This is a genomic window from Ruegeria sp. CF8 (assembly GCF_056537285.1).
Genome location: NZ_JBQFRG010000002.1, coordinates 130,728 through 148,359, shown reverse-complemented (window position 1 = coordinate 148,359; position 17,632 = coordinate 130,728). Strand labels below are relative to the sequence as shown.

Annotated in this window: 16 protein-coding genes, 1 tRNA gene and 1 pseudogene; 10 read left to right on the top strand and 8 right to left on the bottom strand. The window is 54.2% G+C overall.

Annotated elements, in window-relative coordinates:
- Position 1 precedes the first annotated feature (1 nt).
- Both ACR0EV_RS05370 and ACR0EV_RS05365 read right to left on the bottom strand, forming a co-directional pair.
- Entirely contained in the window at positions 2-2,014 is a 2,013-nt protein-coding gene (locus ACR0EV_RS05370; RefSeq protein WP_480799133.1) for a dynamin family protein, read from the bottom strand.
- Between the two features lie 2 nt (positions 2,015-2,016).
- On the bottom strand, positions 2,017-2,508 hold the full coding sequence (locus tag ACR0EV_RS05365; protein WP_480799132.1) for a hypothetical protein: 492 nt from the start codon (positions 2,506-2,508) through the stop codon (positions 2,017-2,019).
- 643 nt (positions 2,509-3,151) lie between these two features.
- On the opposite strand from ACR0EV_RS05365, the gene ACR0EV_RS05360 reads away from it, so the two are divergent.
- The 6 genes and pseudogenes from ACR0EV_RS05360 to ACR0EV_RS05335 form a co-directional block, all read left to right on the top strand.
- Positions 3,152-3,236 (top strand) — tRNA-Leu (locus ACR0EV_RS05360).
- 326 nt (positions 3,237-3,562) lie between these two features.
- Positions 3,563-3,733: a hypothetical protein gene (locus ACR0EV_RS05355; RefSeq protein ID WP_480799131.1), complete on the top strand. Its 171-nt coding sequence runs from the start codon at positions 3,563-3,565 to the stop codon at positions 3,731-3,733.
- Complete coding sequence (locus ACR0EV_RS05350) at positions 3,733-3,966, top strand: hypothetical protein (protein WP_480799130.1); 234 nt, start codon at positions 3,733-3,735, stop codon at positions 3,964-3,966. The genes ACR0EV_RS05355 and ACR0EV_RS05350 overlap by 1 nt, the downstream gene beginning before the upstream one ends.
- 458 nt (positions 3,967-4,424) lie before the next feature.
- The gene (locus ACR0EV_RS05345) at positions 4,425-4,820 is read left to right on the top strand and encodes a hypothetical protein (protein WP_480799129.1); all 396 of its coding nucleotides are present in this window, start codon (positions 4,425-4,427) and stop codon (positions 4,818-4,820) included.
- A 333-nt stretch (positions 4,821-5,153) separates the two neighbouring features.
- The gene (locus ACR0EV_RS05340) at positions 5,154-5,699 is read left to right on the top strand and encodes an autoinducer binding domain-containing protein (protein WP_480799128.1); all 546 of its coding nucleotides are present in this window, start codon (positions 5,154-5,156) and stop codon (positions 5,697-5,699) included.
- Positions 5,700-5,738: 39 nt separating this feature from the next.
- Positions 5,739-5,873: pseudogene (locus ACR0EV_RS05335) on the top strand (helix-turn-helix domain-containing protein); the annotation flags it as partial.
- Between the two features lie 55 nt (positions 5,874-5,928).
- On the opposite strand, the gene tcuB reads toward ACR0EV_RS05335, so the two are convergent.
- Genes tcuB through ACR0EV_RS05320 form a run of 3 tightly spaced genes read right to left on the bottom strand, consistent with a single transcriptional unit; the run spans position 5,929 to position 9,072 of the window.
- On the bottom strand, positions 5,929-6,996 hold the full coding sequence (gene tcuB / locus ACR0EV_RS05330) for a tricarballylate utilization 4Fe-4S protein TcuB (RefSeq protein ID WP_480799127.1): 1,068 nt from the start codon (positions 6,994-6,996) through the stop codon (positions 5,929-5,931).
- Positions 6,986-8,380 carry an FAD-dependent tricarballylate dehydrogenase TcuA gene (gene tcuA, locus ACR0EV_RS05325; RefSeq protein WP_480799126.1) on the bottom strand — a complete coding sequence of 465 codons (1,395 nt, stop codon included), beginning with the start codon at positions 8,378-8,380 and terminating at the stop codon, positions 6,986-6,988. The genes tcuB and tcuA overlap by 11 nt, the downstream gene beginning before the upstream one ends.
- A gap of 11 nt (positions 8,381-8,391) precedes the next feature.
- Complete coding sequence (locus tag ACR0EV_RS05320; RefSeq protein ID WP_480799125.1) at positions 8,392-9,072, bottom strand: GntR family transcriptional regulator; 681 nt, start codon at positions 9,070-9,072, stop codon at positions 8,392-8,394.
- 108 nt (positions 9,073-9,180) lie between these two features.
- Here ACR0EV_RS05320 and ACR0EV_RS05315 point away from each other — a divergent pair, with 108 nt between their 5' ends.
- The 3 genes from ACR0EV_RS05315 to ACR0EV_RS05305 all read left to right on the top strand — a co-directional run bounded on the left by ACR0EV_RS05315 (position 9,181) and on the right by ACR0EV_RS05305 (position 13,505).
- Positions 9,181-10,215 carry an AbrB family transcriptional regulator gene (locus ACR0EV_RS05315; protein ID WP_480799574.1) on the top strand — a complete coding sequence of 345 codons (1,035 nt, stop codon included), beginning with the start codon at positions 9,181-9,183 and terminating at the stop codon, positions 10,213-10,215.
- 234 nt (positions 10,216-10,449) lie between these two features.
- Positions 10,450-12,189, top strand: a complete 1,740-nt coding sequence (locus ACR0EV_RS05310) for a type I secretion system permease/ATPase (protein ID WP_480799124.1) — start codon at positions 10,450-10,452, stop codon at positions 12,187-12,189.
- A gap of 41 nt (positions 12,190-12,230) precedes the next feature.
- On the top strand, positions 12,231-13,505 hold the full coding sequence (locus ACR0EV_RS05305) for an HlyD family type I secretion periplasmic adaptor subunit (protein WP_480799123.1): 1,275 nt from the start codon (positions 12,231-12,233) through the stop codon (positions 13,503-13,505).
- Between the two features lie 11 nt (positions 13,506-13,516).
- On the opposite strand, the gene ACR0EV_RS05300 is transcribed toward ACR0EV_RS05305, so the two are convergent.
- The 3 genes from ACR0EV_RS05300 to ACR0EV_RS05290 are packed head-to-tail and all read right to left on the bottom strand — an operon-like array spanning position 13,517 to position 16,528.
- Positions 13,517-14,524, bottom strand: coding sequence for an ABC transporter substrate-binding protein (locus ACR0EV_RS05300; protein ID WP_480799122.1), 1,008 nt, complete (start codon positions 14,522-14,524; stop codon positions 13,517-13,519).
- The gene (locus tag ACR0EV_RS05295; RefSeq protein WP_480799121.1) at positions 14,503-15,870 is read right to left on the bottom strand and encodes a sensor histidine kinase; all 1,368 of its coding nucleotides are present in this window, start codon (positions 15,868-15,870) and stop codon (positions 14,503-14,505) included. Before ACR0EV_RS05295 ends, ACR0EV_RS05300 begins: the two co-directional genes overlap by 22 nt.
- Positions 15,860-16,528 carry a response regulator transcription factor gene (locus ACR0EV_RS05290; protein WP_480799120.1) on the bottom strand — a complete coding sequence of 223 codons (669 nt, stop codon included), beginning with the start codon at positions 16,526-16,528 and terminating at the stop codon, positions 15,860-15,862. The genes ACR0EV_RS05295 and ACR0EV_RS05290 overlap by 11 nt, the downstream gene beginning before the upstream one ends.
- Positions 16,529-16,636: 108 nt before the next feature.
- Here ACR0EV_RS05290 and ACR0EV_RS05285 point away from each other — a divergent pair, with 108 nt between their 5' ends.
- The gene (locus ACR0EV_RS05285) at positions 16,637-17,620 is read left to right on the top strand and encodes a Bug family tripartite tricarboxylate transporter substrate binding protein (RefSeq protein ID WP_480799119.1); all 984 of its coding nucleotides are present in this window, start codon (positions 16,637-16,639) and stop codon (positions 17,618-17,620) included.
- Positions 17,621-17,632: the final 12 nt, after the last annotated feature.

Here is a 17,632-nt window from a genome sequence, read left to right as displayed (position 1 = left end):
CTTATGCCGCTTCGTTGCTTAGATCTTTTAGGATGTCACCCAGAATCTCGTCCTTGGATTTCTGGGGCTGTAAACCGGCCATCGCTGCTGCAGTTTGGCCTGCATTTTTGTCAGCCGATGCCGAAATGCTCAGCAGTGTTTCTTTCTGCTCGCGCATGAAGTCCGTCAGAGTTGCGCGAACGTTTTCCAACACCGCTGCAATCTGGTTTTCTTCGATATCCTTGGTGATCGAGTTGGCTTCGGACGCGATCAGACGTGTGTAGTCCGCAGCGTAAGCTTCGAAACCCTTGCGCCTTTGCCACCATCGGCGCCACCAGGTGCTTTGCAAGTCCAGCGCAATAGTCCGGCCAATGCCCAGCGGAGGTGGAACACGGGGTACGATGGGTGCTTCGATACTGAACTCGCCCAGATGGTTACCCAGAATTTTGTGATACAGTGCTTCGATATCCGCAGCCGCAGTCGCATAAAGCGCCCCGGCGTCTTTGCGCATCGCGCGAGCGAAGCTGAAATAGGCTGCCTTTTGCAGCGTTCTCAAACCCGCAGGGTCGTATTGCCACGTGCCTTGTTCGCCGTTTTTCTCAAGATGGGCGATCAAAGAGTCTGTTGCGCGTTTGACAAAGCTGGCTTCGGCCGAGTTCAGGCGTTCCAGCACCTTGTCGCGCAGGGCATTTGTCAGTTCGATTGCTTTCTTTTCATATTCCGCGGAAACGGTGCTGATTGCGTCTTCGGGCGACACACCGTCTAAATCCCTTGTGACACCTTCACCGTCGGACAGATTTTTTGCGACTGCTGTGGCACGGATTTGGCTTGCGATGTTGCGCGCACGGTGACGCACACGGTCCATCAGCCGAGATCCGGCACCTTCGGCAATGCGCTCATTGATGGCCAAAAGCAGATCTGGCAGACCGGACAGAGCCCAAATCTTGTCCAGAGAAGCCGCTTGATCACCAAAACCAGCGGCCAAGTAAAATGTGTTTAGGGCTTCGCGCGACTCTTCGGTCAAAATGTCCGGGTTTCCGGTCAAGGCTGCTTCGGCCCACAAAGCACTGCCAAACACGACGCTGGTATTGGTGTCGATATTGTTTTGCTTCAGCGTATCCTGAATGCGATCGCGGATTTCTGGAACTTGGTTGACGGGATCAGAAAGCTCGTCAATCCGGTTGACGAACAGAACAATCTGTCGATTTTCGAACTGCGCAATAATGCGCATCAGAGCCATATCCATGGTGGTCAGCGCTTGGCTGGCCGCCAAGACCACGACACAGACCTCAGAACCGCGCAGACTGCGCAGCGTGATCTGTTCGCGCACCATGAAGGTATCGTTAACACCCGGTGTGTCACAAAGTTTGAGCGCGATGGGATATTGCGGAATATCCATGTAAAGCTCAGCCGATTTTGTAACGTCGGCAAATCGTCCAGTTTTCGGGTCAATATCCGGATCGTCTTCGTCGCCCAGGCAGACATAGCGTTGGATCAGTTCTTCGTCGAAGTGATCGTACTGATGGCTCTGACCCAGGATCAGGTCGAAATGCTTGCCAAGGCGTTCTTCTGATTTGGCTTTCATCTCGCCAATCTGACGGCGGATGTCATCCATTTCGTCATCTGCGCCAGCCCGGTTCGCCAGTTCACCCAGTCGACCGCCGCCGACCATCAGGTTGTCCCATTCCTCCTGCTCAAAGAATGTGAACTTGGCTTTGGTGTCGCCAGGCGGGCGTGTGTTGATGTTCAGGGTCGTGACCACAGATGTCCACGGGTTGACGTCCGACGGCAGCAGGGCAGGGCGCCCGGCCAGAATATTCACAATGGATGACTTGCCTGCTTTAACTTGGCCCACCATTGTGATGCTGGCGGTGAAGTTTTCCATCCGCGTCTTGAGGGTCGCCAGACGTGCCGAGGAGCGCGCATCAGCCACCTCAGTCAGTTGATCGATCTGCGCCGTCAGCGACGTCATGGCAGAGGTCATCGGTGCCAGTGCTTCGTTGCCGACAGACAATAGGTGATCGTTGCGCGCCATGCTTAACCTCCGGTTCCCGTAGCAGCAATCTGGGGTTCATGCGACACGCGCCCCGCAGGGATGCTTGTCAAAGTGTCGATGCGTGCGATCAAATCCAGGGCATTGCCCAAAATCTCGGCCTCGGCACGCGGAGTAATGGTTTCGTAAGCTTTGGAATCCGCCAAGACTTCGATCGAGCTGAACCGGTCGCCGTTTTCAAGGCACGCGACACGACGTCCCGTGGGAAACCCATGTGATTTCGCGGCAGGTAAAGGCATTCTGGCATTCGCCAATAAATAGTGTTCACCCGAATGAGTGCGCAGCGAAATACCGAAGCCCGTATTGGGGTGATCACGGTTCAGTGTCTTGAGTTCACCAAGAAAGCTCTCGCGAGCGAAGAAGACGGCGTCTTGTTCGGTGGCAACGGAGGAATTCAGATCGGTCACAGCAGAAAACCCTGTACTGGAGTTGAGCAGAAAACTCGTACCGATGCCAAAGTGGCGAAAAAGACTCATTAACTCCTTGCAACCAAAAAGACCCTGCAAGGCGGTCTTAATTTGACGCGAATAAGATTTTTTGGCGGTTGAAATGTGGCGGCTTCATGGCGGGCCCACATAAGAATGCCTCAACCCATGCGAGCAAAGTGTATTTCGTCTGCTTGAGAGAGCACAGCAGTTTGCCGTACAGCGAACTGGCTCTGGGTCCGTAGGGCGAGTTCCTCTAGTTATATGATATATATATAAAAAAAGTCTTTGCAAGTACTACGCTAACGCGATGTTGAGGGGCAGTCGTCAGCCCCGAAAAAGCTTTTTTGCCTCGCTGGTGAGCCAAAGGAAAGAAATATCTACTTGGGTCACAGAGCAATTACTCAACGTAAACGCGTCAGAGAAGTTGACGATGAAACGGCGACGTTCGAGCTGATCCCGCGATGAGTTGACATTGAAGAAACAGCTCAAACCGAGCAGAAATATCCGTGATTTTGGGTCGCGGCGCCTTTCTGGGGTGCGTAAGTCGACCTTGTGTTTCCTGTACGCTAAGTCAGAACAAAGCGCGTGCTTCAATCCAAACAACAAAGTTCAGTTTTGGTTCAATTTACCTCTCGCACTCGGCCGCAAGCTTTGTTATGAGCGCCCCAGTCTGGCGCTGAGGCGCTTGGTTGCGGGTGTGGCGAAATTGGTAGACGCACCAGATTTAGGTTCTGGCGCCGCAAGGCGTGGGGGTTCAAGTCCCTCCACCCGCACCATATTTAACATAATCATGATTATGCCGTTAAGTTCGTGAACTTGGCCCGGTGTGTTCTGAGGAACTTGCCAGGGGATTCCAACCGTGGCACACGACCCAGAGCTCGCCCTTCAAAACCGAAGCAAATCGAAAAAGCGTTGTGCTGGCAGTAGCTTGTTTTGGACAACGGCTCCGATGCGAAGACTCAGAGGTTTCGCGCCAACCTAGGGAAATCCTATGTTCTTCGCCTTTGTCGTTTGGGCGAATTTGATCACAGCCTTCAATCAAACGTACAGCGGCGCCTAAGTGCAAGGTTTCGCGTAAGAAATCGAAAGGAGAACAAGCTTCATGGAAGCTGTTGGTGTTTTACTCGTTATTGCCTTTGCATTGGGCTCAATCTTCGTTCTGATGAATCAAGCCAAAAAAGCCAGGGAAACCTGCGCGTTTAACAGTGTTGTTAGCTGGACGTTCGGTTTGGTTTTTCTCAGCCTTGTAACACTTTTTTGTTCGGAGCTGTAATGAGTGATCCGAACTACGAAAATTACGACCCTTTAAACGCATTGGTCTTGAAGATTGCTACCGTCGCACTGGTTGTTGGGGCCGACGTTATCAACGCTCAGCGATCGACTGTAGGCTTCGGAGTTTGGTTTACATTTTTGCAGTATGTCGCGGCGATAGGCATCATTGTACTGATCTTCATCATCTTTAGCCAAATCCGCACAAAAGGCGTGTTGTCAAACATGACGCGTTAAAAGCAACCCTGCCCTGCCATACTGGCGCGCGGCTAGGAATTTCAGAACTTTCGAACCGAAAATCCCCGGCGTTTGGGGCACTGCCTCAGCCAATAGAATTAAATACCAATTTAGCGAACACCTTTAGGAACAGGAGCCGATGCCCAATATTTGACGCTCGGACGAAAATCGGTTTCACCATACCCTTTTCTGAAGTCAATATCAGCGACCAACAAAAAAAGCAGTAACTTAACGGGTAACATGAAGGTCAAGGCAAATGTTTGCAGCGCTTCACAACTACCTACATCTTCAAAAATACAGGAACTAATAACTTCGAAGGATGCAGATTTTGAGAAACAGCGATGATTTAGAGTTTGTTGAAGTTCAAAGTGGAGCGCCCCAAAAACCAATTTTGTTGACACAAATTTTTTAATTGGTTCAATAGTGAAGTTCGTGATTAGTAGTTTTTGGAGTAAAGAATGAAAGTTGGTGGAGTACTAGGTATTATCGGTGGCATTATTGCCCTGCTTGTCGGTGTTGTAGGATTTAAGCTAGCAGGACTCGGGTCGAGTGCGATGTCTGGAATCGCTTCATTTAATGGGGATGCTAACTCAGCTCGTGTGAACGCGGATGTTCAGTCAACTCTTGCCTTTTTCAGAACAATGTCGCTTTTGATGCCGGTTGTTGGTCTCATTGGAGGTGGATTGGCCTTCAAGAATGGGAAACTCGGCGGAGCACTAATGGGCGTTTCGGCTGCAGGTATACTTTGGGCCTTCGGCTTTGGAATGTTTGCACTAGTTTGCGCAGTGTTGTTGGGAATCGGTGGTTTTCTTGCCTTTTCGGACGCACAGAAAGGGCCTTATCAACAAAGCTAGAAGAATTCACTACATCTGGCCGGACTAGACGGAAAGCCAGTTTATCGGCGTCACGGGGAAATCGTGATGCCGATAAATTGTTCACAATGCATGTTTTGATGTGTGTTCGTTGCACTCTGGTCGCCGTGTCTAATCTCGCACATGATGTACAAGTTCGAAGAGGTTCAGTGCTCAGGAAAATCTTACATAGATCCTGGTTTCCGCAACCGCTGCTTTGGCTTGAAGGTGTGCGAACAATCCCGGCAATTTCCCTTTTATCTTAATAACTTGGAGGATTAGTTCTTTCGACGCCGAGATAAACCGCATTGGTGAGTGGCATTTGTTAAGTGCGAAATGAAAAGAATTACTTATATCGACAAAGAAAGAACAATTAATCTTCTTGAGTTTTCTGAAAAGCTGTCCAATGCAGCAACTGTTGATCTTGCTTGGTCACACTATTCCGACACTTTGTCTCAACTCGGGGCAAAAAGTGCAGTTTACGGCTTTTTCCCAAAGACCGTTGGCCGTTCGATTGCACCCGAGGTTGTCGCAATGTCGTCTCATGTTGAAAAGTTCAATAAGCTGTACCTTGACGAGGGCTACATTGATCACGACCCGTTTGCTCAATATGCGTTGACCGAAGATTACCGACCGATCTCGTGGCGAGACCCCCGCGCAAAAAAGTACCAGACTGAAAAATCGGATTTCTTTCTGAACTCCATGAAAGAGTTTGGAATGGCCTACGGAATCACTGTTCCCGTTCGGGATGCATCGAACTGGAAACAGGGCGGGACAGGCGTGTGTTTTGACGCTGAAAACGACAAAGAAGGAGACAGGATTGTTGCGCGCTCGACTCCGCTGATTGAAAGCATCGCCCTGCTGTTTCACTTCCGGGTGTAAGAGGGCGATATGATGCGGTAGTTTTTTCCGCTTTCTTCCCGCGAAAAGGAATGTTTGCTTTGGGATGCCGCTGGTCTGACCAATAAGGAAATCGCTTTCAAGCTGTCCGTTTCGGACAAAACGGTGGAACTGCACATAAAGAATGCGGCTAAAAACTTAAATACGCGCAACTGAGCGCATGGAGTATCGCTGCGTTAATCTATGGAGCCATCGAGCCGTAAGTTTGAAACTAAGCGCCCCGCTTTCTTTGCGCATCCCGAACAAGTGCCGCGAGACGATAGAACCCATGCGCCATTTTGGTGTATGGCGTCAGCAGGAAGAATGTCAGGACAGAACCCAGATGGATCGCGAGCAGCTGGGGCATTGGCGCCGTTGAGCCAAGGGCGTATAGAACCAATCCGCTAAACGCTACGAACCCAAGCAGCAGGATGAAGGCGATATCGCCGCCCCATGCCGACGGGTCGCCGAGATTTCGGTCAGATTTTTGCTTGAGAAGCACCATTGCGCCACACCCGAGTGTCAGAAGAATCCCACCGGAAATCCCGAATAACTTGGGCAAAGACCAGAAACTGTAGGGTGCGTGCAGACCAAAGCCGTAATGCATGACCGTCGCCACCGAGGTCGATGCAAAACACAGTAGGAACCCATACATGATGGCGTGGTGAATATGCCGACGACCTTGGCTGAACCGGTCTTCATCCTCGAAATTGCAGCCCTCACCATGGCCTGCAGCCAAATCCTGCATCTTGCCTGCGCGTTTGAAAGCAGTTGTCAGGTCAGAGATTTGAATCGGTTTGCCGCCAACCTCGGCCCAGTAGCGCCTGAGGCTGATGGCTATGCTGAACAGAGGCAGCAGGAAAGCGGGCGCAAAGATTGCAACCATCGCATTGTGGGACAGGACGGCGTAAAACCCCTCGCCTCCGCTGGACCCGATGGCGCGGATAGCCCAGAACAACAGGGTAAATCCAATCACAAGTGCTAAGGCGATAACCCCGCCTTGTGTATGGAATCGGCGCGCCAGCGGCTGCGGCCATGCAAAGCTTTCCCAACTGTCCCGCCGCACCTCGGCCAAGGCTTTGGGCAGGTTCAGGTCGAACTCGTGGGGGGCTGTGTATTGGCAGGCGTAGTAGCAGCCCCTGCAATTGTGGCAAAGGTTGGCAAGTTGCGTAATGTTTCCGTCCGAGAACGCGCGTTCCGCGTGGAGTGACGGAAAGACCGAGCAATACCCTTCACAATACCGGCAAGCATTGCAAATCTCCGCCTGTCTGCGGGCTTCCTGTATCAGTTCAGTTTGCATAAGTTGCGGCCTCACGTCCTGCGATGCGTCCGAAAACGGTTCCGATTGTCATCCCAAACCCTGCCAGATACCCCTGCCCCAAAATCGACCCGGCCATGGTTTCGCCTGCCGCCCAAAGGTTCTTGATCTTGCCGTTCTGGGTCGAGCATTGCGCTGTATCGTCGACTTTCAGCCCGAGATAGGTAAAGGTCACGCCAGTGCGCAGTGAGTAGCCGTAAAACGGAGGCTCTGTGATCGGGCGCGCCCAGTTGGTTTTGGGCGGGGTTAAGCCTGAGGTCGCGACGCCGTCCAATTCGGTTGGATGAAAATCATTAGTGTCGCCGCAGGCTGCGTTGAACTCGGCAACTGTTGCCATCAGCTTGTCTGCCGGAAGACTCATTACCTTGGCCAGTTCTTCCAAACTGTCCGCCTTCAGCGGCGGAAATACGGACGGCATGAATAAGTTCAGCGATTTTGAGTCAATGATGACGTAACCGACCTGGTCCGGTTGTGCCGCGACCAGGCGACCCCAGATCGCATAGCGCTTGGGCCAGACATCCTCACCTTCGTCATAGAACCGTTCGGCGTTCTTGTTCACGACGATAGAAAACGGAACGCAGTCCAGACGGGTAACGATTCCGCCGTCGAACTTCGGCGCCCGCCCATCGATGGCAACAGCGTGGCACTGCGTCGGATCCCCGACGCTTTCAACGCCTTGATCCAGAAGATCGGCCAAAACAACGCCTCGGTTATATGGCGTCCCTCTGATTAGGAAGTTCTTTGCGGGCTCTCCCCATGCGCGGGTCAGCCAATCGGTGTCGGCCTGAAATCCGCCTGAAGCAACGATGACGGCTTTTGGAGTGATGCGATGAGTCTGGCCTTCATAGTAATAATCTACCCATTCGACCTGATCGCCGCTTAGCTCCAAATGCGTCACAGCGGCCTCGTAAAGCACATCAACGCCCAGACCCGCCGCTGTCCTGTAGTACGCATTCACCAATGACTTGCCGCCACCCATGAAAAATGCGTTTGTCCGCGCCAGCGAGAGTGTTCCGGACAAAGACGGTTGAAAGCGAACCCCATGCTCTTCCATCCACGGCAGGCATTCCTCTGACGTTCGTATGGCAAGCCGGGCCAGATGTTCGTCAGTTTTCCCGTCGGTGACCTTGAGTAGATCCGAAAGGTATTCGTCCTCGCTGTAGGCGTCGACCAAAGGACCCAAAGGGCCCTGGTGCATACAACGAAAATTGCGGGTGTGGCGCGAGTTCCCCCCGCGATAGGGTTTTGGAGCCGCTTCGAGGATCAGAACACGGGCACCAGCCTCGGCCGCCGTCATCGCCGCGCACAGAGCCGCGTTTCCTCCACCAATCACGGCAATATCGTAAGCTTCGGTTTGGGTTGCCATTTTCTGCCTGCCTACTGATCTTCGTCGATTGATCGGTCGCGTTCCTGCAACGCACGAATCCGCATCCGTTGCGCGGCCTGAATGTGTGCGCGCATTTCGGTTTCAGCCGCCGCACCATCGCGGGCTTTCAGAGCCGCCATGATGCGCCGATGCTCGGTCACCGCTGCCGCTGCTCTCTCGCTGTCCAACAATTGCGAGGGCCCCAGGATCAGCAACGCCTTTTGCAGGGATAACATTGACTTGGCCAAAAACCGGTTCTTGGCGGCATCCAGAAGCGTGGCGTGAAAAACCCTGTTGATCTGAGCTGCGTCAGGACCTGTGCCCGCCTCGGCAAGCCGATCATTCAATATGTCCAACTCATCCAGCTCTATGTCCGACGCCGCTCGGGCCGCCAGTCGTGCCGCGGTACCCTCCAGCACCGCGCGCATTTCGTACAATTCCATCACCTCGGCATATGCCAGACTGCGCACAGTCGCGCCCTGTCGTGGGACATGCGTGACCAATCCGTCCGTCTCCAACTGTCGGATCGCCTCGCGCACAGGCGTTCGGCTGACACCCAGACGCTCGGACAGTTCAATCTCGCGCAGTCGGTCGCCGGGCAAAAGCGCTCCATCGCGAATCTCTTCCAGCAGACGTTGGTACGTGGAATTGCCTTGTGGACCGGGCTGTAAGGCGGCGTCTTGGATCGTCATCGCGGGCTCTCTTGCTTCCTTGCGTGCACTTGTATACATTTGGATACACATTGAGTCAACGACGACGGAACCTGCAAATTGCGCATCCTGGCAAATCCACCTTCTCTCATGACCAAGCGGGCCGTAACGTTCGGTCTTGCGGCTATGGGTACAGGAGCATTTTGGATGCTAAGCCTGCCCCTGCCCTTTTTGTTTGGCCCGATGAGTGCGTGTCTCATTGCAGCCCTGGCTCATGCCCCTATGGAAGGGTTCGGGCAGATTTCGGTGGCCGCACGAACGATACTGGGTGTTGCGGTTGGGGCATCGATTACACCTGCCCTGTTTGCTCAACTGCCCAAAATGGCTTCCTCGATACTACTGGTTCCATTCTTTATCTTGCTCATCGCGTTGGTAGGCGTTCCGTTTTTTCGCAAATTTTGGGGTTTTGACGCGAAAACCGCGTTCTACGCCGCAATGCCCGGTGGGCTTCAGGACATGATCATCTTCGGCACCGAAGCAGGAGCAAACCCTCGCACTCTGTCGCTTATCCACGGAACGCGCGTCCTTATCATTGTAACCCTCGCCCCAATAATCCTGACGGTGTTCTACGACGCAGATCTGACGAACCCAATCGGGCAACCCGCACGTGACCTTCCGGTGCATGAACTAATACTCATGGTGGTCGCAGCGCTGGTAGGCTGGAAAGGTGGTGAGCGGGTTGGCCTGTTCGGCGCATCCATCTTGGGGCCCATGATTTTGACGGCGGCGCTATCCTTGGGTGATTTCATTCATACCCGGCCACCACGAGAAGCCATATTGGTCGCGCAGTTCTTCATTGGCTGTGCAATCGGAGTAAAATTTGTAGGGGTCACATGGACCGAACTTCGTCGTGTTGTGGCAGCGGGCGTAACTTACGTGTTCGTTCTTGCCATTCTGGCGGCAGTGTTCACAGCAATAGTCACTACGCTGGGGCTGGGGCACCCTGTCGAAGCCTTTCTGGCTTTCGCTCCGGGCGGTCAGGCCGAAATGACTGTTCTAGCGATCGTGTCAGGTGCCGATCTGGGCTTTGTTATTACCCACCACCTAACACGGATCGTATTGGTCATCATAGGTGCACCCATTGCCGCCAATCTCATTTTGAAATGGACAAAACCCGGAGCATGACTCAGCGGAACACTCTTGAACCTTAGAATTGCGCGACTCAGATCACTTCATTCGGTACGCCGACCTCATTACGGCACAGGGCTACTTAGCGTAAATTTCGTACAATGGCTGAAAGGCGCTGTTTTTACCGCCGTGCGTGCGGTTTCTTGCTCAAAAAAACATGTGCAAACTTGGCAAGGCTGAACTAGTTTTTTAAATGCGCGATGCTTGCTGGATTGATGGGGATCGAAAACAGTGAAATCTGAACACCGCCTATCCGCGCCTCCGCGCCATGAACTGCGCAATGTGCGGAATCAAGGCGTCGCGTTTTTGGGGCTGGCGTTTCTGTTCAGCATCTTCGTTAATTTGCTGATGCTGACAGGCCCGTTGTTCATGCTGCAAGTGTATGACCGGGTTCTGGGTTCGCGGGCGGTTGAGACTCTGACTGCGCTTTTCTTGCTGGTTGCCATGCTTTACGCACTTATGGCGATGCTCGACTTTGCGCGCGGCCGTATCGTTGCGCGGTTTGGTGCGCGTTTTCAATCGCAACTGGACGAGCGTGTGTTCGAAGCCACGATGCGCCGGTCCCTTGTTCCGCAGGTGCGTTCCGCCCCGGCAACTGCGCTACGCGATCTGGAATCCATTCGAAATCTATGCTCTTCGCCCGTGCTTTTGGCCGTTATGGACATTCCGTGGACACCAGTGTTTTTGGGCGCGATTTTTCTGTTTCACCCGCTGCTTGGATGGTTGGCCGTGGCCAGCGGTGTTCTGCTTGTGGTCATTGCGCTGCTCAATCAGGCGATGACCAGCCGGAAAGTGGCCGAAGCTCAATCCGCAACCGCGCGGGCCAATGCCTTTTCTGAACATGCAAGGCAAGCGGCCGAGGTTGTGCGTTCGCAAGGAATGCAAGCAGACGTCACAAAGCGGTGGTTGAGCCAGCGTTCAGACGCCCTGCGTCAATCCATTGCGGCAAGTGATTGGACAGGAAGTTTTACGTCTCTTACCAAGTCATTACGACTGTTTCTTCAATCTGCCATGTTGGCTTTAGGTGCCTGGCTGGTGCTGCAAAACGAAATGACTCCGGGTGCGATGATCGCGGGCTCGATCTTGCTTGGGCGTGCTCTGGCCCCTGTTGAGCAAGCCGTCGGTCAGTGGGGCGTTGTTGAGCGTGCCCGAACCGCGTGGGTCTCATTGAACCAATTCCTTGATCATACCCCACCGGAAGAAGAACGCATTCGACTGCCCGTGCCAAAAGCGCAACTTGAGGCCAAATCCCTGACTGTAATCCCACCGGGTGCCTCAACGCCGACATTGCGGAATGTGAACTTAAAGTTGGAGCCAGGCAAAGCCCTGGGCGTCATTGGAAAAAGCGGGTCGGGAAAGACTACATTGGCCAAGGCATTGTTGGGCCTTTGGCGACCTGCTGCCGGTGAAATCAGGTTGGGCGGCGCCACTTTGGATCAATACGACTCCAACGATCTTGGCAGCCACATAGGTTACTTGCCGCAGCAGGTGACCCTGTTCAACGGAACAGTTGCTGAAAACATTGCCCGGATGTCTGAAAACCCGGACTCCGACGCGGTTGTGGCGGCAGCAAAGAAAGCCAATGCGCATGAACTGATCCTTTCGCTGGAGAAAGGGTACGGCACCTTTCTGGAGGGCAATGACAGTCAATTGTCTGGCGGTCAAAAGCAACGGATCGCTTTGGCGCGCGCACTCTACGGAGACCCTGTTCTTCTTATTCTGGATGAGCCGAACTCGGCCTTGGATGCGGATGGGACCGACGCGCTGAACGCGGCGGTGCGGGGTCTTAAGGCTGCCGGCAAGTCGACAATCATCATGACGCACCGGCCGCAGGCCATTTCAGAATGCGATGATCTGGCGGTTGTCGAAAAAGGACAGGTGGTAAAGTCGGGCAGCCGCGATGAAGTCCTGAGCGCGATGGTGCAGAACGCTGGCGCAATCAAACGCAAGCTTAGCTCCGTAGGTGAATGATGGCGAAAAAGTCGACAAAAAAGCCAGCGCAGGTCTGGAGCATGAAAATACCTGCGCTTGTCGGGTTCTCTGCGCTTATCCTGCTGGTCGGCGGATTGGGGTACTGGGCCGTCGAGACGCGTTTGGCCGGGGCCATTGTGTCTTCGGGCGTGATCGAGGTGCAAAGCAATCGTCAGGTTGTCGAGCACCCTGATGGCGGTGTCGTCGGTGAGATATTTGTGCGCGACGGTGATGTGGTTGCTTCTGGCGATATGCTGTTGCGCCTGGATGATACCTTTCTGTCCTCCGAACAGACAATCGTCGAGGCACAGCTGTTTGAGCTTCTGGTCCGGCGCGCCCGGTTGGAGGCAGAGCGGGATGGTCTGACAACCGCTGAACTTGCGGCCCTGTTGAGTGAAGTTCAGCAAGACTACGATATTGATGCCGATCTGATTTCAGGGCAGCAGAACTTATTCAACGCCAGACTTGAGACACTGTCCCGGCAGGACGAACAACTCCGCAAGCAAGTCGTGCAAATCGAAAGCGAGATTGAAGGCACGCAAGCCCAATTGGTGTCGTTACGGCGTCAGGTGGAATTGATCGAAGATGAGCTTGAAGATCAGCAAAGCCTGCTGAATCGCGGTCTGACACAAACCAGCCGTGTGCTTGCCTTGCAACGGGAAGAAGCAAGCCTGAGCGGCGAGATTGGTCGGTTGGAGGCCGCTGTTGCGCGACTGCGAGGACAGATCGCCTCGACCGAGATCCAAATCGTTGAACTGACCGCAACCCGTCGCGAAGAAGCGATTACCACGTTGCGGGATGTGCAGGCGCAGGTTGCAGAATTGTCCGAACGCAGACTGTCCTTGTCCGAGCGCCTGACCCGCCTGGACATCCGCGCCCCTGTTACCGGAAGAGTATATGGAAGTCAGGTGTTTGCTCTGCAGTCCGTAGTACAACCGGGCGAGCCAATGATGTATGTGGTGCCGCAGGATACGCCTTTGTTGGTGGCAGCGCGGGTCGACGCGATCCATGTGGATCAGCTCCATGTTGGTCAGCCGGTTGCGTTGCGTTTCCCTGCATTTAATCAGCGTGAAACCCCTGAATTGGACGGACAAGTTTACAATGTCTCGGCTGATACCTTCACCGATGAACAATCAGGGTTTACATTCTATCGCGCGGAGGTCGAACTGAACGACGGCCAGATTGATCGGTTAAATGGGCAAGAGCTTTTGCCCGGCATGCCGGTGGAAGCACTGATCAAAACAGATGAGCGTACGCCGTTGTCCTATCTGGTCAAACCAATGGCTGACTATTTCAATCGCGCCTTCCGCGAGTAAGGCATATTCCGCTAATTCTGGATAACTGCGCTCTCCCACTCTGCCAGGAATCTGCGACGCTTCAACCTGTCCAGAAAAGTAAGCAGCGCGGGGTCCAGTCCTATCGCTTCACGCTCGGTCTCAGTGTCATAGGGTGCCAAAGGCGGTAGTGAAAAAGCGCCGGTGCCCCTGCCAGACTGGTTTTCAACAAGGTGGCGAACAAATGACGAAGCGGCTTCGGTCTCTGGAGTGCTTTTCAAAACCAATGCCGTACGCATCATAATGGTTTGAAAATCTGACGGTTGGATGATCTCCAGAACATCCTTACCGCCCGCTCTGGCAGAGGCGTAGCTGCCCAGTACGTTATAGGCTACGGCAATCTCACCGCTGACAAGATCATCAATCATGTCGGCAGAACAGCAATACAGGCGAACATCCAGCCCTCCCATAACCTCCATCAGACGCCAGTAGGTTTCTGACGCGCGCGCATCCTGCGTGGCGAACAAATAGCCCAGACCGGATTGCCGGATGTCATAGGTCCCTACCCGTCCAAAGAAATCTTCCGGTCGGGCACGCAAAATTTCGATAAGCTGCTGGCGGGTCTCGGGTAAAGGGCCATCTTCGAAAGCGGCACGATTGATCACGATCGTTGCGGGTTCGAACGTAAAGGCAAACAGGCTTTGGTGCCATTGCGCCCAGGCCGGCAACTGAATGCCGTCAATGGCCCTGCCAAATCCGTCATTTGCCAGTTTCAGCTGCAAGTCCATCGCACTGGAAACAACGATATCAAAGTCATCAGGGGCCGCGCGGACAATTCGGTCAATGTCTGCTGTACCAGTCACCATGTAATCGACCGAGATACCGGGATTGTCCGCGACAAATGCGGCAATCAACGGCTCGAACAGAAAGGTGTCCGTGCTCGAGATCACACGCAGAGGTGTTTGGCCCGCTTCTGCATTAAAAACCTGTCGATCTTCCCAAGCTTGAGCCAACGCAACCGTTGGTAAGACGCACAAAATCAAAGCGATAATGTAACGCATGCACCACCCCCTTGCCGATTGGCCAGTTCAAGCGTGCCACCATGTGCCGTTGCTACATCCTGCACGATGGTCAGACCCAGGCCTGAGCCAATTGTGCCACTTGCGTTTTTACCGCGCTCAAACCGGCGCGTCAGTGTATCGATTTCGTTTGGCGGGAAACCGGGTCCGCGGTCTTTAACGCGGATTTGAATATGCGGGACTGACGACACTTGGATGCGGACGGCACTGTCAGGTGGGGCATATTTCAGGGCATTGTCGATCATGTTTCGCACGGCGTTCTGGATGAGGATGGGATCACCCGAGTACAGAACCTGAGGATCACCGTCCAAGGACAGGGACAGGTCCTTCATTTCGGCGATTGGTGTCAAACGTTGCACCAAGTCGTTGATCAGGGCGACAAGGTCGATCTTTTCTCGTTCCAGATGATCGGCGCGAAACGTGATCATCGCGTGATCCAGCAACTGCCCTGCGGCCCGAGAGCTTTCGTCAATGGCGCGCACCATCGAGCGCAAAGCCTCGCGGTTCTCTTCCTTTTCCACCCTTTGCAACGTTGCATCAGCATAAGACCTGACCGTAGCCAACGGGGTCCGAACGCGATGGGCCGCCTCGGCGATGAAGTCTTCGGATTGGCTCAGTGACTGATCAAGCCGACCCATCAAAGAATTCAGTGAGGCCACCAATGGTGCCATTTCACGGGGCACGGGTTTCCTGAATGGGCTAAGATCCTGCGGCCCCCGGCGGGTGACAGAGGTCGTCAACCTGTTCAACTGACCAATGGTCGAAGACGTGGCCCAAAAGGACAGGGCGGCCGCAAGGGTAAAAAAACCAATCCCGAGGACCGCCGCGTTGCGTGAGATCTGGTCCAGAGTTTCTGCCAGCGCATCCTGCGTTTGCCCCAGCACGATTTCGATAACAGTCTGTTTTTCCAACCCAACCAAAGTTCGGCTGGCACTGACCTGACGGATAGTTTCACCTCGAATTGTGCTGGATTGAAACTGCCACCTGCTATCCCGCTGCGCTGCCAACGGTGACAGGTCTTCGTATCCGGAAAGGAATTCACCGTCCTGAAAAATCGCATAAAAAACCCGGTCGTCGGCAGGCGTGCTGAGCATTGCAAAAGCGGCGTATGGAATATCAACCTCAAGCTCGCCTTCACGCAGGGCTGCCGCATCCAGAATGGAGGTCACCGAAGCACCCAGAATATTGTCCTGTCCCTGTTGCGCGACCTGCGCCGCATAGTTGCGGACGGCGACAAACAGCAAAAACGCAAGAAGAGCAGCACCCCCGATGAGTGTCAGAACCAATCTGTTCCGCAGTGATCCTGAGACATTTGGCTCAAGAGGCATGATCCAGCCTGTATCCCAGACCGCGAAGCGTCGTGATCTTCAGGTCAGATGGCTCAAGATGTTTGCGTAGGCGGGCCACGTAAACCTCGATCGCGTTGTCCGACACCATGTCGTCATAAGAAAACAGTCGATCTGTCAGTTTTTGCTTGGAAAACACCTGACCCGGCGCATTGATAAACAACTCCAGCAGGCGTAGTTCACGGTTGCGCAGGGAAACGGTCTGGTCGCCTACGGTCAGGTGGCCTGCCAGCGGATCGAACACGATGCCCCCCACTTCGATCCGTGTTCTTGTGTTCCCAGATTTTCGTCGCAGAACCGCCCGGCAGCGGGCTTCAAGTTCGGCATGGTCGAAGGGCTTCGTCACATAGTCATCCGCCCCCAGATCCAGCGATCCGATTCGATCCGATACCTGACTGCGGGCCGTCAGAACAATGACAGGGGTGTCCCGATTGCCCGCGCGGTGTCGTTTCAGAAAGTCACGCCCATCCCCGTCTGGCAGCATGATGTCCAGCAGGATCAGGTCATAATCCTGGGTTTCTACAAAACCTGTCGCGTCATCCAAATTTGCGGCGTGATCAATAACATGCCCGTCCAACCTCATCCGAGAACAGATTGCGTTTGCAAGGTCTGGGTTGTCTTCAACAAGCAAGAATTTCATGAGGCCTTGGCACTATTTTCAGGCGTGACAGGTTGATGTCAGGTTGATGTGATTTTGTTCCATCCAATCTGAGCCGCGACGCGGCCGGTTGTCAAATGGGAGGACATCATGACGACATTCACACTGGGCCGCCGCGCCCTGATCGCAGCTGTGGCCGCAATTGGCCTGACAGGGCCGGCTTTAGCTGATGGCCATCAGGTTGTGGACAGCATCCACTTTCTGATTCCAGGCGGCGCAGGCGGTGGCTGGGACGGTACTGCACGTGGTACCGGCGAAGCGTTGACCAACGCCGGTTTGGTGGGCACGGCATCTTACGAGAACATGTCGGGTGGTGGCGGCGGCAAAGCCATCGGCTATCTGATCGAGAACGCAGACAGCAACCACGGCACGTTGATGGTGAATTCCACCCCCATCGTGATCCGTTCGCTGACCGGCGTGTTTCCGCACAACTTCCGCGACCTGACTCTGGTCTCGGGCACCATCGGTGACTATGCCGCGATCGTCGTGGGCAAAGACAGCCCCATCAACTCGATGGATGACCTGCTTGCCGCCTTTGACGCCGATCCGGGCGGAACAGCCATTGGGGGCGGTTCGGTTCCCGGCGGTATGGACCACTTGGTGGCCGCGATGGTGATGGAAGCGGCAGGCAAGGATGCGCTTGGCGTAAAGTACATTCCTTACGATGCGGGCGGTAAAGCCATGGCAGCCTTGCTGTCGGGTGAGATCGCAGCCCTGTCCACCGGTTTTTCGGAAGCAGTTGATCTGGCAAACGCTGGAGAGGTCAAGATCATTGGCGTGACGGCGGAGGAACGCGTTGATGCGGCTCCTGATGCGATGACAATGAAGGAACAAGGCATAGATACCACCTTTGTCAACTGGCGCGGTTTCTTTGCAGCTCCAGGCCTGCCAGAAGACAAGCTGGCCGCCTATCAGGCCGCTATCGCCAAAATGTACGATACACCTGAATGGGAAGAGGTTCGTGCACGTAACGGTTGGGTGAACATCCACAATTCGGGCGACGACTTCCAGTCCTTCCTGGAGCAACAGGAACAGCAGATCGGCGATCTGATGAAAAAGCTGGGCTTCCTCTAAAATCACGATTGG